Origin of the sequence: Shewanella subflava (genome assembly GCF_025971955.1) — a bacterium.
Classification (GTDB): domain Bacteria; phylum Pseudomonadota; class Gammaproteobacteria; order Enterobacterales; family Shewanellaceae; genus Shewanella; species Shewanella subflava.
On record NZ_JAPDMX010000011.1, the window covers coordinates 47,488 to 64,957 of the forward strand.

The 17,470-nt window shown below is 40.6% G+C and carries 14 protein-coding genes; 6 read left to right on the top strand and 8 right to left on the bottom strand.

What is annotated here, in order from left to right:
- Positions 1-3 precede the first annotated feature (3 nt).
- From bamC to OHT75_RS06075, 3 genes are all read left to right on the top strand, one after another.
- Positions 4-1,104, top strand: a complete 1,101-nt coding sequence (gene bamC, locus OHT75_RS06065; protein ID WP_264725590.1) for an outer membrane protein assembly factor BamC — start codon at positions 4-6, stop codon at positions 1,102-1,104.
- 819 nt (positions 1,105-1,923) lie between these two features.
- Positions 1,924-3,006 (top strand): efflux RND transporter periplasmic adaptor subunit, encoded by a 1,083-nt coding sequence (locus OHT75_RS06070; protein WP_264725591.1) that lies wholly within the window; start codon positions 1,924-1,926, stop codon positions 3,004-3,006.
- A complete protein-coding gene (locus tag OHT75_RS06075) occupies positions 3,003-6,095 on the top strand; it encodes an efflux RND transporter permease subunit (protein WP_264725592.1) in 3,093 nt (1,030 codons plus the stop codon). The genes OHT75_RS06070 and OHT75_RS06075 overlap by 4 nt, the downstream gene beginning before the upstream one ends.
- Before the next feature lie 115 nt (positions 6,096-6,210).
- Here the strand turns inward: OHT75_RS06075 and OHT75_RS06080 are convergent, their stop codons facing one another.
- Both OHT75_RS06080 and fadE read right to left on the bottom strand, forming a co-directional pair.
- Positions 6,211-6,642, bottom strand: coding sequence for a PaaI family thioesterase (locus OHT75_RS06080; protein ID WP_264725593.1), 432 nt, complete (start codon positions 6,640-6,642; stop codon positions 6,211-6,213).
- 263 nt (positions 6,643-6,905) lie between these two features.
- Positions 6,906-9,353, bottom strand: coding sequence for an acyl-CoA dehydrogenase FadE (fadE, locus tag OHT75_RS06085; RefSeq protein WP_264725594.1), 2,448 nt, complete (start codon positions 9,351-9,353; stop codon positions 6,906-6,908).
- Between the two features lie 249 nt (positions 9,354-9,602).
- On the opposite strand from fadE, the gene OHT75_RS06090 reads away from it, so the two are divergent.
- Positions 9,603-10,385 (top strand): class II glutamine amidotransferase, encoded by a 783-nt coding sequence (locus OHT75_RS06090; RefSeq protein ID WP_264725595.1) that lies wholly within the window; start codon positions 9,603-9,605, stop codon positions 10,383-10,385.
- A 51-nt stretch (positions 10,386-10,436) separates the two neighbouring features.
- Here the strand turns inward: OHT75_RS06090 and OHT75_RS06095 are convergent, their stop codons facing one another.
- The 3 genes from OHT75_RS06095 to trhA form a co-directional block, all read right to left on the bottom strand.
- Positions 10,437-11,456 carry a DUF3108 domain-containing protein gene (locus OHT75_RS06095; RefSeq protein WP_264725597.1) on the bottom strand — a complete coding sequence of 340 codons (1,020 nt, stop codon included), beginning with the start codon at positions 11,454-11,456 and terminating at the stop codon, positions 10,437-10,439.
- Positions 11,457-11,482: 26 nt separating this feature from the next.
- Positions 11,483-11,836, bottom strand: coding sequence for an MGMT family protein (locus OHT75_RS06100; RefSeq protein WP_264725606.1), 354 nt, complete (start codon positions 11,834-11,836; stop codon positions 11,483-11,485).
- 111 nt (positions 11,837-11,947) lie between these two features.
- A complete protein-coding gene (gene trhA, locus OHT75_RS06105) occupies positions 11,948-12,628 on the bottom strand; it encodes a PAQR family membrane homeostasis protein TrhA (RefSeq protein ID WP_264725598.1) in 681 nt (226 codons plus the stop codon).
- Between the two features lie 254 nt (positions 12,629-12,882).
- Between trhA and OHT75_RS06110 the strand changes: the two genes are divergently transcribed.
- A complete protein-coding gene (locus tag OHT75_RS06110; RefSeq protein ID WP_264725599.1) occupies positions 12,883-13,737 on the top strand; it encodes a hypothetical protein in 855 nt (284 codons plus the stop codon).
- A 34-nt stretch (positions 13,738-13,771) separates the two neighbouring features.
- On the opposite strand, the gene rrtA is transcribed toward OHT75_RS06110, so the two are convergent.
- Entirely contained in the window at positions 13,772-14,395 is a 624-nt protein-coding gene (gene rrtA, locus OHT75_RS06115; RefSeq protein WP_264725600.1) for a rhombosortase, read from the bottom strand.
- An 8-nt stretch (positions 14,396-14,403) separates the two neighbouring features.
- Positions 14,404-15,120, bottom strand: a complete 717-nt coding sequence (queC, locus tag OHT75_RS06120; protein ID WP_264725601.1) for a 7-cyano-7-deazaguanine synthase QueC — start codon at positions 15,118-15,120, stop codon at positions 14,404-14,406.
- 171 nt (positions 15,121-15,291) lie between these two features.
- Here queC and queE point away from each other — a divergent pair, with 171 nt between their 5' ends.
- The gene (gene queE, locus OHT75_RS06125; protein WP_264725602.1) at positions 15,292-15,960 is read left to right on the top strand and encodes a 7-carboxy-7-deazaguanine synthase QueE; all 669 of its coding nucleotides are present in this window, start codon (positions 15,292-15,294) and stop codon (positions 15,958-15,960) included.
- A gap of 165 nt (positions 15,961-16,125) precedes the next feature.
- Here queE and OHT75_RS06130 read toward each other — a convergent pair whose 3' ends face one another.
- Positions 16,126-17,199, bottom strand: a complete 1,074-nt coding sequence (locus OHT75_RS06130) for a PLP-dependent cysteine synthase family protein (protein WP_264725603.1) — start codon at positions 17,197-17,199, stop codon at positions 16,126-16,128.
- Positions 17,200-17,470 lie beyond the last annotated feature (271 nt).

The window sequence follows — 17,470 nt, forward strand, 5'->3', positions numbered from 1 at the left end:
TACATGTTTAAAAAAGTCACCCCTATATTAATTATTACTACATTAACGGCTTGTAGTACTCCGATTGATCGTCGACAAGCCAATGGTAATGACGAATATACTCAGGCTGAGTCCGTTGCTTTATTAAAAATCCCTGATTCATTAAAACAGCCGCCCTACAGTAAAGAATACGATATTCCTCCTGTTGGCAGTCAAGTTGATTTAAATGTGATTGGTAAGCGATTAGACATTCGCCCACCATTGCAAGTTATCGCAATGGCTGAAGGAACTCATGTCGAAGAAAGCAGCAATAATATTAAAATTATCATCGAATCTATTGATAATAATACCGATCTTAAACAAGAAATCTTTAATGTTATTAATGGTTATTTAACCCAAAATAATATTGCAAAACGCTCAGAAGATTTTTCAGCAGGCGTGGTTGAAACTGATTGGATTGATAGCCAAGAAGTTTTAGATACGAGTTGGTTTGGTGACGATAAAGTTTATTTACTGCGCCAACGTTATCGTTTTGATATTAACGTTAAACCCCATGGTCGAACAGGTGATGTCACTATTAACCTTATCGAGCACGAAGAGTATTATGATGAAGATCAACAAGATATATTCTTAACTGGTGAAGACAAACGTCGTTATACCATCGACATGCTGAACAATACCGTGGCCTATATGAGTATCGAGCGTGAGCGTAAGATCCGAGCAGAACGTATCGAACAAAGCCTAGGTATTGATATTGATTTAGTTGAACCAGGAGAAGGTGCTGAGTCATACTGGTTGGCGAAAGCTGACTTTAAGAAAACATGGGAACGACTACGTTTAGTGCTTCCTGAATTGGGCTTTGACGTTGTCGATATGGACACAAGCAAAGGTCTGTTCTACATCAATTTAGAAGAAAGTGGTGGATTTTGGAGTTCCTTATGGGGCGAAGAAAAATTATCACTGCAAAAAGGTAACTATCGTTTATTGTTGAAAAATACCGATAATAAAGAAGAAACCAAAATTTTACTGCATGATGTAACGGATGAACCACTGAAGAACGAAGCGATTGCTGAAGTTTACAATCGTATCGCAGAACAAATGAGAGAAGATCGTAAAATACGATAACTCAAATGGTTTAAAAAGAGATGCTTTGCATCTCTTTTTGTTTTCAGCCCCAAAACCAGCTACTTCGGTAGGGGGTTATCATCAATTAGGCTCTGCCTGAGGTTCCTTCCACGGACGCTCGCTTATCGCATCCATGGGATGCACGGCTTATCAGTTCATTTGAACATAGCTGATTAACTCAAGTGATACCTAAGCTTTGCTAATGGTGCGGTACAAGCTTCTAAATCAGGGATGATTTATTAGAGCCTATAGGGATATATTTACGGCTTCTTGTTAACGCACGTTATGAAAGCTTCCATTTATGACGTTATATCAGAATCACCTTCTTCAGAAGGTGGATCTTTTACTTCAAGATTTCGGGTTGAGACCTTTGCAGTGTCATTTTGTTCAAATAAAAACGAGTTTAGCGGCGCTCTCTTTTGCGATATTTTTGGCCATTTTTACATCGTTATCAATTTTTCCTATCAATAAGCCAACCTAATACTTTGTCTTGTAAAAAAGACAACAATTTGTTGCAAATATCCGCTTGAAAGTTCAACAGGTTCAAAAAAGGCACTAGCGCACTTTTAATAATTTGTAAGCAAAGGTAAAACGCCTTGCAGACGCAGTGGTGCTGAGTAAAATCAATGTTAATCGATTACACACAGTGTAATGAGGTTTTCTGTTCGACTTTAAGCAAAGATGTTCGAATAAAATAGTGATCTAAATGTATTCCTTTTCACTATAACTACCCTAAACCCTACAATGGCTAAATAAAACCGCATATTTATTTAGCCAATTAAAGCTTGATTATAATATTCCTAAAGGGAATGGACACCGATGAAAAAAATTATACTAATAATCGTAGTTTGCGGCATTGCTGCATTGAGTTATGTTCAAATGAAGCCGAAAAAGGCTCAATTGCAACGTGCTAAACCCATGACTAACGTGGTATTTGCAACGACAAAGCTAATGCCTATCCGTGATGAAGTAGAAGCCATTGGAACTGGTAAAGCATATGAATCTATTACAGTGACTTCAAAAATCACTGAAGTCATCACTAAAGTTAACTTTAAAGATGGAGACCTAGTAGATAAAGACGATTTACTTATTCAACTGCAAGATGCGGAACAGCAAGCTAAAGTAAAAGTGGCAAAGGTGAAGCTTACTGAGCATTTGCGAGAGTATGATCGAATTAGCTCTTTAGTGACCAGTAAAACAGTGGCTGAGTTAGAGCGTGATAGATTACAAAGCTTAATAGATTTAGCTCGGGCAGAAATAGAACAAACCACATCAGCATTGACTGACCGTCGTATCACAGCGCCTTTCTCGGGCCGTTTAGGTTTACGTCAGGTGAGTTTGGGTAGTCTAGTCACAACGGGTGAACAAATCACCACGTTAGATGATGTGAGTAAAATCAAATTAGACTTCTCTATTCCAGAGCGTTTTATTCAAGAGTTACAAGAGGGTAAACAAGTAGAGGCACACGCTGTTGCTTTCCCTAATCGTGTATTTACGGGCACTGTGACGTCTATTGATAGCCGTGTCAATCCAGATACCAGAGCCGTTGTAGTACGTGCTGTTTTGGCCAATGAAGATTTCGCGTTGTTGCCCGGAATGTTGATGAAGGTGAAATTAATTAAGCAAAGTAGAGAAGGGTTGTTATTACCTGAATCTGCCATTATCCCCATTCAAGACAAGCATTATGTATACAGCACAAATGCTGACGATGAAATTATACAACTCCCCGTTAAGCTTGGTGTTCGTACCCGTGGTTGGGTTGAAATTGTTGAAGGATTAGAAGTTAATCAACAGGTTATTATTCGTGGGATTTTAAAAGTGCGCCCTGGCGATAAAGTGAAGCTACAAGAAGCCGAGAACTTCCATTTTGCTCAAATCGATCAGGCGGAGATTGCAGCATGATCTTAACGGATTTATCAGTAAAGCGTCCGGTATTAGCCTCGGTCATCAGTATTTTGCTTATTGTGCTTGGCTTAGTTTCGTTTGGAAAATTGCCCTTACGTGAATACCCCAACATCGACCCGCCTATTGTTTCAGTTGAAACCAGTTATCGTGGTGCGAGTAGCTCGGTCGTCGAAAGTCGAATTACTCAGCTGATTGAAGATCAAATTAGTGGTGTTGAAGGCATTCGCCATATCAGTTCATCAAGTTCCGATGGCCGTTCAAGTGTTACCATTGAATTTGATATAGGCCGAGATATTGAAGCCGCCACTAACGATGTGCGCGACCGTATTTCAGGTCTGTTAGAACAGCTGCCAGAAGAAGCGGATTCACCATCCATTTATAAAGCAAATGGCAGTGATGAAGTGATCATGTGGCTTAACTTAGTCTCTGATCAAATGGATATTTTGCAGTTAACAGATTACGCAAACCGTTATTTAGTCGATCGTTTTTCTGTAATTGATGGTGTGTCTACACTTCGCTTAGGCGGTGGCAAGGTCTATGCCATGCGTATTTGGATAGACAGACAAGCTTTAGCTGCAAGAAACCTAACAGTGACCGACATTGAAGCTGCGTTGCGCTCTGAAAACGTCGAGTTACCTGCAGGTTCAATTGAGTCACAAGACCGTCATTTCACCGTGCGTTTAGAGCGGGTATATCGGACTGCGGAAGACTTCTCAAATCTCGTTATTACCCAAGGTGAAGATGGTTATTTAGTTAAATTAGGTGATGTTGCCAAAGTGGAAATTGGCAGCGAAGAAGAACGTATTGTGTTCCGTGGTAACAAAGAAGCAATGATTGGTCTAGGGGTCAGTAAACAATCAACGGCGAATACACTTGAAGTCGCTCGCGCTGCTAACGCGTTGGTGGATAAAATCAATCCAACCCTGCCAGCAGGTATGGAGATAAAGCGCTCCTATGATAGCTCAGTATTTATTGAGCGCTCAATCGAAGAGGTGTATCAAACACTCTTTATCGCCATGATACTTGTGACCATTGTGATTTATTTGTTCTTAGGTAGCGTAAGAGCAATGTTGATCCCTGCGATTACGGTTCCTGTCTCTTTGTTAGCGACATTTACCGTGTTATATGCACTTGGGTATACCATCAACCTGTTAACTTTGTTAGCGATGATCCTCGCAATTGGTATGGTGGTAGATGATGCGATTGTTATGCTTGAAAACATTCACCGCCGAATAGAAGACGGTGATTCACCACTTAAAGCCGCATTTTTAGGCAGTAGAGAAGTGGCATTTGCCGTTGTTGCCACCACTTTGGTATTAGTCGCGGTATTTATGCCCATCACCTTTTTAGAAGGTGATCTCGGAAAATTGTTTAAAGAATTTGCGGTTACCATGAGTGCTGCGGTGATTTTCTCAAGTATTGTTGCGTTAACATTAAGTCCAATGATGTGTTCAAAGTTACTCAAACCAGCTGAGCAAGACTCATGGTTAGTTAAACAAATTGATAAGCTGATGTTGAAGTTATCAAATCACTATCAGCGCACATTAAGCACGGCATTCAAACAGCCGTTATTAGTCAGTTTACTGGTGTTAATTGCCTTCGGTTTAAGTGGTTACTTATTACAAAAAGTGCCACAAGAGTTTGCACCTCAAGAAGATCGCGGCTCAATGTTCTTGATGGTCAATGGCCCTCAGGGCGCCAGTTTTGAATATATCGAAAAATACATGGACGAAGTTGAAGGTCGTTTGATGCCATTAGTCGACAGTGGTGATATTAAACGTTTGCTTATTCGAGCTCCGCGTGGATTTGGAACCGCAACTGATTTTTCTAATGGTATGGCAATTATTGTGCTTGAAGATTGGGGCCAGCGTCGAAGTGCAAATGAAATCATTGTCGATATACGCAACCGTTTATCTGATTTAGCCGGTATTCGTGCGTTTCCTATTATGCGCCAAGCATTTGGGCGAGGGGTAGGTAAACCTGTGCAATTTGTTCTGGGCGGACCAAGTTATGAAGAGTTGGCTGAGTGGCGGGACATCATCATTGAAAAGGCAAAAGAAAATCCTAATTTAGTCGGGCTAGACCATGATTATCAAGAAACCAAGCCTCAGTTACGGGTTGTGATTGATAGAGTGCGCGCTGCCGATCTAGGAGTGTCGATTTCGCATATAGGCCGTACTCTTGAAACCATGTTAGGGTCTAAATTAGCGACCACCTTCATGCGCGATGGCGAAGAGTACGATGTGATAATTGAAGGTAATCGGGAAAATCAAAGTACCGCTAGCGACATGGAAAATCTTTATGTTCGCTCAGCGCGAACCAATGAGCTTATTCCACTATCAAACTTGGTTACGATTGAAGAGTTTGCTGATGCTAGCTCGCTAAATCGCTACAATCGTATGCGTTCAATTACCCTTGAGGCTAATTTAGCCGATGGATACAGCTTAGGTGAAGCACTTGATTACCTGAATGATTTAACCTTGACCTATTTACCAGCAGAAGCGGTGATCAGTTACAAAGGACCGTCTTTAGATTATCAAGAATCCGGTAATTCAATGAACTTCGTGTTTGTTTTGGCTCTCGGTATTGTCTTCTTGGTACTTGCGGCGCAATTTGAAAGTTATATACATCCGATGATCATCATGCTGACGGTACCATTGGCGACCTTAGGCGCATTACTTGGCTTATGGTATACCGGACAAAGCATTAATATTTATAGCCAGATTGGCATTATCATGCTGGTTGGTTTAGCGGCTAAAAACGGTATTTTGATTGTTGAATTCGCCAATCAATTACGTGACAGAGGCATGGAGTTTAATGAGGCGATATTGCAAGCATCAGTGCAGCGTTTACGTCCAATTCTCATGACAGGTATTACTACTGCTGCAGGGGCATTACCTTTAGTGATGGCACAAGGGGCGGGATCAGAAACGCGCTATGTTATTGGTGTTGTTGTGCTATCGGGTATCACGCTGGCGACCTTCTTTACGCTGGTAGTTGTACCTGTGGCTTACAGCTTGTTTGCTAAGAATAGTCATTCCCCAGATGCAGTTGCAAAACAGTTGGCAATAGAACTCAATAAGTAGATAGCAGTTTATAAAAGCCCGTCAGTGACGGGCTTTTTTGTGCTTGATAATCCACCTTTGTGTATGAGTGGTAACGCATTACATGTCAACGGCCAGAATTTGCAGTGTTGAAGCGTTATCGACTAACCATACAGCTTGCGCTAGCGGTTGCCAGTAATCGACCTTGTTTGTCAGTTAATGTGGCATCGGCAATGGCTAAACTGGTTGATAAATTGATCAGTTTTCCTGTAGCAAAAACGGCTTGATTTTTAGGAACGGGTCGCACCATTTTAACGTTTAAATCTATAGTGGCATAACTTGCACCAGCAGGCAGAGCAGAATGCACTGCGCAGGCCGTTGCTGAATCTAATACCGTGGCAGCAAAACCACCATGTACACCCCCCATGGGATTCAAATGTCTTTCATCCGCTTGGGCTTCAAATGTTATCTCACCTTCAGAGACATTAATGGCTTTCATTGGCATGGTTTGGGTAATTGAAGGAGCAGGAATGTGGCCATCGAGCATGGCCTGCATTATTTGTAATCCGGTCATTTCGCGTAGAATCATTTTTTGTGTCCTTAAATAACCTCAGCTTGGGATAATAAACGCTTACCAAACAGGCTGTTGTCTTACTAACTGCATCCATTAATATGCAATAGGCTAGCTATGACGTATTAATGCGTTTTATTTTCAAAACAAAAGACAAGTTCGCTACAAAATAAGCTTAATCTGTTGAGTTCAGCTTATTGAGCCCATCTCTTGACCCAAGAAGAGGTGAAATAAAAAAGGGTAAAGCAATGCTTTACCCTTTTTATCATTAAATGTGTTTATTATGCTGCTTTTTCTTGCTTTACAGAGCCTTTAATATTGGCACGAAGTACTTCAGTATCAAAATCATCAACATTGATAGACTTCATACGGCCTATTTCTGCACGTTCAAGTAAGGCGACTTCTGCTTCGCTTAGTATACCTAACGCTTTACCTTCTGCCGCTACTTTATCTAACCACATGAACGGTAAACGCTTTCCTGCAGCTTTACAGACTTTATCGTATAAAGGCTCACAGGCTAGGATATCAATAAATGTTTGCTCTTGAATACCAACTGCATTGTGCTCGCTATTAGTAAAGAATTGACCTTTACCTAAGCGATCTCGGCTAGCGCAAGGTGTTTGCATTATTTGAGCAACTTTATGATCTAGCGTATCAGTAGGGCGCTTAACAGGGCGACCAAATGGGAAGATAATCCAACGCAAAGCGTGGCCCAATCCCATAGGGAAGTTGTTAAGTAAATCATCTAAAGAATCTTGTAATTTATACAATGAATCTTCAACAGCCCATTGAACTAACGGCAAATCTTCAGTTAGACGACCTTCATCTTGATAACGCTTTAACGTTGCAGATACAAGGTATAACTGGCTCAGTAAATCACCTAAACGAGCCGAAATACGTTCTTTACGTTTTAGGTTGCCACCCAAAGTTCCCATTGCTAAGTCAGATAATAACGCTAAGTTAGCACTGAAACGGTTCATTTGTTGGTAGTAGCGCTTAGTCTTATCAGAGTAGGGCGCATTGGAGAAACGTGCTCCAGTTAATCCCATCCAGAAGCTGCGCGTGAAGTTAGAGATTGCAAAACCAATATGACCAAAAATTGCATCATCAAAGTTCATTAAACCACGGCTAGCATCGGTGTCGAATGCCGATTCCATTTCAGCCAATACATATGGATGACAACGAATAGCACCTTGACCATAGATGATCATTGAACGGGTGAGAATATTTGCCCCTTCAACAGTAATTGCAATTGGTGCAGCCTGGTATCCACGGCCTAAGTAGTTATTAGGGCCTAAACACACCCCTTTACCACCATGGATATCCATTGCATCAATAATACATTTTTGCATTCTGTCAGTGAGGTGGAATTTAACGATAGCAGAGATAACCGACGGTTTTTCACCTAAATCGATTGCCGTGGTGGTTAAACTGGTTACTGCATCCATAAGATATGCGTTACCACCAATTCGTGCCATTGGTTCTTCAATACCTTCTAACTTACCGATAGGTAATTTAAACTGACGACGAATACGAGCATAAGCGCCTGTTGCAATCGCTGCCGTTTTTACACCACCTGCTGAGTTTGACGGCAAAGTAATACCACGACCCACAGATAAACACTCAACCAGCATACGCCAGCCTTGGCCAGCCATTTCTGGGCCGCCAATAATAAAGCTTAATGGCACGAATACTTCATTACCGCGTGTTGGTCCATTTTGGAACATACAATTAAGTGGGAAGTGACGACGGCCGGTTTCAACGCCAGGAATATCAGTTGGAATGAGGGCACAGGTAATACCTAACTCTTCGTCGCCACCTAATAAACGATCTGGATCGCGTAATTTAAAGGCTAAACCGAGAACTGTTGCCACTGGGGCTAGGGTAATGTATCGCTTGTTCCAAGTTAGTTTCATTCCAAGGACTTCTTCACCTTGGAATTCACCTTTACATACAATACCAAAATCAGGAATAGAACCCGCATCACTTCCAGCTTCAGGGCTTGTTAAGGCAAAACATGGTACCTCTAAACCTTTGGCTAAACGTGGCAGGTAATGAGCTTGTTGCTCTGGCGTACCATAGTGTTGCAATAACTCACCAGGTCCTAATGAGTTAGGCACACCAACAGTAGAGGCAAGTTCGCTGCTTAATCCGGCCAATTTTTGTAATACACGGGATTGAGCATAAGCAGAATACTCTAAACCACCATATTTCTTTTTGATAATCATCGCAAAGAAACCATGGTCTTTTAGGTATTGCCATACTTCTTGTGGTAAATCACCAAGTTCATGTGCTACTTGATGTTGATTAACCATTTTACACACTTCTTCAACAGGGCCATCAAGAAACGCCTGTTCTTCAGCTGTAAGGCGAGATTGAGGATAGTTGTGTAACTTGCTCCAGTTAGGGTTACCTGCGAATAAATCCGCTTCCCACCAGGTTGTACCCGCTTCAATGGCTTCTTTTTCTGTTGAAGACATTTCAGGCATGATACCGCGATACACTTTAAGCAGCGGACGGCTGATAAAATTCTGTCTGAATGATTTAATGTTAAAAGGCAATGCTAATACGAGGAATACTATCCAAGTAGCAGAACCAACGATGTCCATTGCGCTACCAACACCCAGAACAACAGCCGCAGCTATTGTGGTGGTGACAAGCGATACCCTGAGGTAAGACATTGTGCCGAGCACAAAGATCATCGCGATGATCAGTAGTAGGGTGGTCACTTTACTCTCTCCTTAAAGCCAGTTCCATTGTGTGAAAAGGCTAATTCTTATTGATCTCAATCACAAGTATAGACCGTGGTCAGACCTGTGCCACATAAAATTTAACCTTATGCAGTGATGAATACAAGTATTTTTCAAACAATTGTTTAAATTTTATTGTGTCAATCTTGTTCCACTGATTTGCCAGTAAAGATACAATATGTGGATGAGTAAAAATTTGATCAATTTGTAACGAAAAAGGCTTAATAAATGTGCGAATTACTTGCCATGAGTGCCAATGTTCCAACAGATATTGTATTTAGTTTCACAGGCTTGGCAGAACGAGGTGGCGTGACAGGTCCCCATGTTGATGGTTGGGGAATCACTTTTTATGAAGGCAAGGGCAGTCGTACATTCAAAGATGCTTGCCCAAGTAGCCAATCTCATATTGCACAGTTAATCAAATCTTATCCGATTAAAAGTGAGATCGTTGTCAGCCATATTCGCCAGGCTAACCGAGGCTGTGTATCCCTAGAAAATACCCACCCTTTCACACGTGAGTTATGGGGCCGTTATTGGACCTATGCCCATAATGGTCAGTTAACTGATTACGAGAGCAAATTTAATCTCAATCGCTTTCAAGCGGTAGGCGATACTGATAGCGAAATGGCTTTTTGTTGGATACTTGAAAAAGTCGTGCTGCAGTTTGGTGACACGGCACCAGCTGATATGAAACCTGTTTTTGAATATATCGCATCACTTGCTGATGAAATTCGAGCTCTTGGTGTGTTCAATATGATCCTCAGTGATGGCATTGATTTAATGGTCTATTGCACTAACAATCTATGTCATATCACACGCAGAGCGCCTTTTGGGAAGGCTAAATTGATTGATACCGATGTTGTGATAGATTTTCAAAAAGAAACAACGCCAAATGATGTCGTGACGGTTATCGCAACAAGACCTTTAACCAACAATGAACAATGGCAAGTTCTCTCACCAGGGGATTGGCGTGTATTTCACAAAGGTGATATAAAATCGGCCAATGTTTGATAACAAGAAAGCCAGCGGTGGCTGGCTTTCTTATTTAGTGACTCATATGTATTAGTTGATAACCATTTCCTTTAAGTCAGCAACCTCTTTCTCGCTAAACTTATCAGGACTGACTTCTTGGTTAACATTACCTTCTGATTCTTGTTGTTTCTCTGTTTCAGTTTCTGTTAATAAAGCTTTTTCAGCCATGTAAGCCTCGAAAATCGCTCGTTCGTGTTCTAGATCTAAACTTGGAATGTCAGGTAAGGGGTTATCAAAAGTATAATCCGCTAATTGAATATCTAATTGCTTACTGCCTTTTGAGAAATGGCTTAATCGTATCGGTAAATAGGCAAGTTTAGGTGCCATCCAGAAAAAAGTTTGTCTTTTAGTGCTGTTGCGCACAACCTCAAACTTAACGGTGTCAAATGTACCTCCAGCAACCGTTATCGTTTCATTGCCGATAATTTTAAAGTCGTATTCATCGACTTCTTTTTCTTTAACCATTTTGTAATTTAATGGTCTCTTGTTGTTAATGACATCCATTCTGAATTGCAATTGGACCATCAAAGGGTCGAATATCGTCTCTTGATAATCTAGTTTTAGGGCATCAAGTTTATAAATGGTATGAATAAAATTTTGCGAACGTGCAAATGCTGTTTGTTCGGTGTATTCACTGCCCGTTCCTGTGCGCTCATGGACATAACGAAATGGCACTAATTTACCATTTTCAAGGGTAAAATCACTTTGCAATTTCCGTTCATCGGACAACATCAGTAAACCGACTTCGCTTTCAAAAAAATAATTGTAATAGCCACTGTCAGTTTTAGGCAGCGTGAACTTCGCATCTCCTAATTCAAAGCTGCCATAGTAGGCTTTATAGTGTGCAGTTTGCGGAGTTAAAGGTGCTAATAAAACCGTATTATCAATAGTTTTTGTGTCAACTGCTTGCTCATCAAGAGGTGCATCGATTTTAATTGCATCGACAACGGCGTCATTAGCCAATACTGTTGGGGATATTATAATAGTGCCAACGATCAATGAAGGTAATAAAAAAGCATTGTGAATCGTTTTTAAATGAGATTTTTGCAATGTGTTTCATCCTAAAAATACGCTTCCTAAAAAGGAAGGGTCATAACTAATGTCGCTATATCTGGTTGCCATAAATATTTTGACAATGAAATATTGCCCTGGTTCACTTCAATATCTTCTAATCTTAATAGCTCGGTTTGTTTTTGAAATAAATCGCTATTTGGTGGGAATGAGATTTTACCCGCAGAATTGATCACTCTATGCCAGGGCAAATTAGCCTCAATGGGGGCAAGTTTTAGTGCCCGTGATACATATCTAGCACGACCGGGCAGTCCCGCTAAATCGGCGACTTTACCATAAGGTAAAACCTTCCCGACAGGAATGACATTAACAACGAATAAAATTTTTTCTACAGATGTCCATTTATGCTCGGTATACATATTATTGTATGTTTGGAAACGGATAATTGATTTTGCATCAAAAAATGATGCTTGCATAGCAGATAAGCAAACACAACAGCTAAATAACTGTCGAGTTTGCTGGCATGGATTCTAATGAGTGACAATGAGGTAAATGCAAAAAAAGTGTGCGAAAGCACCACCTAGTACAAAAAAATGCCATATAGCATGATTGTAGGGAATTTTTTTATTCGCATAAAAAATCACTCCTAAGCTATATGATAAGCCACCAGTGATGAGCAAGTTAAAACTGGTTTTACTCATATTGGCAATAAGATCATGCATAACAGTGACACAAAGCCAGCCCATAAGTAGGTATAGTATTAAACTGAATGCTTTAAAGCGTCCGATAAACAAGGTTTTGAAAACAATTCCGCCCAAGGCCAAACACCATATAGCAGTTAAAATGTTTAATGCATTATCATCTTGTAAGGTAATTAGCATTAAGGGAGTATAAGTACCCGCAATTAAGGTATAAATGGCACAGTGATCAGCCATTTTAAATCGTTTTCGCCATACAAGTGTACGGCTAGAGTGGTATAAGGTTGAGGCCAAAAACAACACAATGATACTGGCCCCGTAAATGATCACGCCACTCATTTGAATTGAGCTTAGATCATCCCTTGCATCTATTAGCATAAATACTAAACCGATGATGCCAGCGACTACCCCAAGCCCATGGGAAATGGCATTCGCTAGTTCTTCTTTTACACTGTAATCTGAAGTGTTTAGGGAATTTGAGTCGCTAATTATTGTGTCTGAAACGATTGCCATAGTGTTATTACTTATTAGTCACGTAAAATACGCTGTTAGTCTAACAGGGGATAAATAAAAAAACTACACATAGCTTACATGTGTAAGCTGAATTTGTTGGATTACCATCATACTTTTTAAATTACGCAGAACTTTACAGCGGTTTAACGTTCAAATTAATAAATATTACCGACTTTGCGGAATTAAATTGTCTGGTCTTGTGTATTGCTCATGAGATAATTGACCTTTAAGGGGATTTGTAAATAGCAGTGATTATGGATAAAGATAACAAGCTTCAAAGTTTGAATGACAACGATGATGTCATCACTAGAGGTCATGGTGGGTTAGTCAAACCTATTGCTGTGGCCATTGTTATTCACATTATATTGTTCGGTATTTTGGGGCTGTTTTGGCAGCAAAGTCATCAGCAACGAAAAGATGGATTAGTTACCCCCCAAGCTGCTCTAAAAATCAATAGTTACATCATTACCACTGAGCAATATGAAGCCATGGTAAATGCTGCCAACTCGAATAAAGAAAATATTGATGACAAGCCTCATAAGACGTTAAATGATATTCCAGCACAACAATTAAATACTCAGCCAGACTTAGAAAAACCTACAATAATTGTTCCTACTGCAATAGAGTCAGACGACAAGGGTAGCATTGCGAATGAGGCAGAGGTAACCGATAAAGCCATACCGCAGAATAAAGCACCGCCAACTGAACCCAAGGATGAGCAATCTAATACATTGTCTCGGGTTGATAAAAGCTCTGCCGCTCCATCAAACCTTACATCAGAAGATATTAGACGTGCATCAAGGCACTTTTTACAGCAAATCAATGAACAGGAGTTTGATGCTATGGTAGGGCGGCAAACGGCTTCAATATCTATGGTTGGTACTATGAGTGAGATGGATGCTGACAGAGACTATATTGAAATACACCAAAAACAAGATTTAAGCCAACCTCATAGTTACAATCACAGATTAGATCCTAATAGAATCGTTAAGCAAGGTGATTATTGTTATCGCGTGGTTAATTTAGCGACTCAAGTTAATCCCTATGGTGAAGGCTTAGGCTTTGCTGAGTTTTGCGGTACTGAACAATTAAAAATAGCGATGCAGTAAGCCATCAGTGCTCGCTTAATCAAGCTCAAATAAATTACTTTCGATATCTGAAGCGATAAGCAACAGAACTCCAAAACAAAGCACAAATTACCCCTGCAATCACGCCAACAAGATGCGATTCAGTTGCCACTCTGGCATTAATCAATTCTGCAATGCCAGCACTCGCCCCAAAGTATTGCTCGTAAGCCACTTTAGCCATCACTCCCAGAAGCAATAGATAGCCTGAACGTAATCCCTTACGAATATCCATGATTGCACCGAAAGCAAATAACCCATGAAGTACGCCGCTTAAGCCGACATAGGTAAGTAACTCAGGATAAAAAACGTAAAGGCCAATGCCTTCTAATATACAAAGGCTTATAAATAGTAAGGCGAGTTTGTTCGTATGTCTTTTGTAGTGCAGCTCATGCAGAAATACAATTACCCATAACCCAGCTAAATTCATGGTTAAATGCCAAGCATTGGTATGCAGTAAATTACCACTAAAAATACGCCAAACTTGCCCGTTTGAAATGGCATTATGGTCGAACTTAAATATTGAATAGGTATCGACAATCATTGGGGATGTCATAGCTAATGCAAACAACACAATGCAAATGAGACTTATAATGAGCGTAAATTGATTGGGTTTTACGCCAGATAGTGGTGCTTTAGCCATCAAAACCTCTATTTTACTGAGTGCACTTTAGCGTTTAAAGACTGCATCACCTGTTCAGCGTTTTGTAAGTAATCATCTAGCCCGCGTTGACGTAACAAACATGATGGGCAATCTTGGCATCCATCACCAACTATACCGTTATAACAGGTTAATGTTTGTTGTTTTACTAAGTCTAATTGTTGATATTTATCCGCTAAAGCCCATGTTTCGGCTTTATTTAGCCACATCAAAGGCGTAATGATTTTGACTGGTTTATCCATTCCCAAAGCTAAACTTTGCTGCATTGATTGAACAAACTCATTGCGACAATCTGGGTAGCCAGAAAAGTCTGTTTCACACACGCCAGTGATAATTGCGTCGCAGCCTAACTGGTAGGCATAAACTCCCGCTAAAGTGAGAAACAAAATATTTCTACCGGGGACAAAAGTATTAGGCAAACCATTGTTCATTAATTCATGTGATACTGGAATTGAATCTCGCGTCAGTGCCGATATCGCTAATTCATTAAGCAAGGTGGTGTCTAATACCTTATGACTTGCCAGCTTCAGCTGCGCAGCTAATGTTTTGGCTACATCAATTTCTTGCCTGTGTCGCTGACCGTAGTCAAACGTGATCCCATGCACTTCATCATATTCAGCAAGGGCTTGAATAAGGCAGGTGGTTGAGTCTTGTCCGCCGCTAAAAACGACTAATGCTTTGGTAGGCGATGATGGTGCTTGTGACATGAGTAATAACCTAATGAGAAACTAACGAGAAAAAGGGCTCTGATGAACGACTATTTTATCGCAGTGTTTCCTGTAATAGCAAAATTAATGCGCCTTTATTGGGCTGTTTCCTTGATACTGAAGTTGAAATACACTATAAATGCCGCCCCAATAAATGAAAGCTGGTGAACAATGAATTATCCCGTCAATGAAGTATTTGAAACGATCCAAGGTGAAGGCTCTTTTACGGGGGTACCTGCACTTTTTGTTCGTTTACAAGGCTGTCCGGTTGGCTGCTCTTGGTGTGATACCAAACAAACGTGGGATGTATTGATTGAAAACAAGGTTGCTCCGCAACAAGTGATTACCGTCGATGGCACTATTGGCCGTTGGGCTGATCATGATGCAAAAAGCTTAATCGCGGCATTTACTCAAAAAGGATTTACCGCAAAACATGTGGTCATTACCGGTGGTGAGCCTTGTTTGTATGATTTAACTCAATTAACAGAGCAATTAATTGATGCGGGGTACAGTGTCCAGATTGAAACTTCAGGCACATTTAAAGTGAACTGTCATCCGGACGTTTGGGTCACGGTTTCACCAAAAATTAATATGAAAGGTGGCTATAAAGTATTGTCTCAAGCCCTTGAGCGTGCCAATGAAATTAAGCATCCTATCGCGACAGATAAACACATCGAAGAATTAGATACGCTGCTCAGTGATATTGACTTAACAGGTAAAACTATCTGTTTGCAGCCCATTAGTCAAAAGCCCCGAGCAACCGAACTGGCGATGAAAATCTGTATTGCCAGAAACTGGCGTTTATCAATTCAAACGCACAAATATTTGAATATTGATTAGCATCATTTATTTACAATCTTGATCGCTATCAGGTTGTTTTTAGATTCTGTACCATCAGTATGAGGTAAATCACGTTAGCCTGATTGTTGAAATCATGCAGATTCACAATGTTATTTTGACCTTATTGAAATGAATAAGGTCTTAACCAATCACAGCATTCCTCAACTAGCAATCTAATCGTTCGAGACGACCCGTTTGATTGAAGCTCACTAATTGGGTTTCAAATTGCTTAAAACAGCCAATGTTATCGCTAATCCACTGCGGATTATAATAGGTATCTAAATACCTTTCCCCAGCATCACAAATCAAAGTGACAATTGAGCCTTTCTCACCGTTAAGTTGCATTCGTGTGGCTAATTGCAATGCGCCGTAAAGATTGGTTCCAGTGGAAGCCCCCGTTTTACGGCCAATTAAACCCTCTAGCCATTGGATCGTGGCGATTGATGCAGCATCAGGTATTTTTTGCATTTCATCCACAACACCTGCAATGAAAGAGGGCTCTACCCTTGGACGGCCAATACCTTCAATTTTACTTCCGGCAGTGCCCGTTATCGATTTATCGCCACTATGAAAATAATCATAAAAAACCGAGTTTTCGGGATCGACAACACATAGTTGAGTGGAGAGTTGCTGATAACGAATATAACGTCCAATGGTGGCCGATGTGCCGCCAGTACCCGGACTCATGACAATCCAATGTGGAATAGGGTGTGGCTCACGTTGCATTTGAATGAAAATCGAATCAGCAATATTGTTGTTTCCGCGCCAGTCTGTGGCTCGTTCTGCATAGGTAAACTGGTCCATATAATGGCCGTTCAGCTCTTTTGCAAGGCGCTCAGACTCTGCATATATTTGACCGCTGTTATCCACAAAATGACATTGACCACCGTATGACTCAATCTGTTGTATTTTCTTTTTTGCGGTTGACTTAGGCATCACGGCAATAAAGGGCAGACCAATCAAACGTGCAAAGTAGGCTTCAGAAACAGCGGTACTGCCTGATGATGACTCAATAATGGTGGTAGTTTGATTAATCCAGCCGTTGCACAAAGAGTAAAGGAACAACGAACGGGCTAATCGATGTTTCAAACTACCGGTTGGGTGAGTACTTTCATCTTTAAGATAAATATCGATACCTTGAAGTTGAGGTAAATCAAGCTTAATTAGGTGAGTGTCGGCAGAACGCTGATAATCCGCATCAATTTTGGCAATAGCCTGATTTACCCAGTTCGATGGCATGGTATTTTCTCATCATGTTATTAATGGGCTAATCTTAAAGAAAAAAAGCATGTAAACCTAGCAAGAAATAAAAAGGCTGATGATGTTAACGACAATGAATTGAGATGATGATTAAATAAAGTCGTTGTAGGTGCTGGATAGGCAGATAAATTAAGCAGTGATAAACAAATAAAATGGCAAGACTAGAAGATGTAAAATGGTGGAGGGAGAAGGATTCGAACCTTCGAAGGCTGAGCCGTCAGATTTACAGTCTGATCCCTTTGGCCACTCG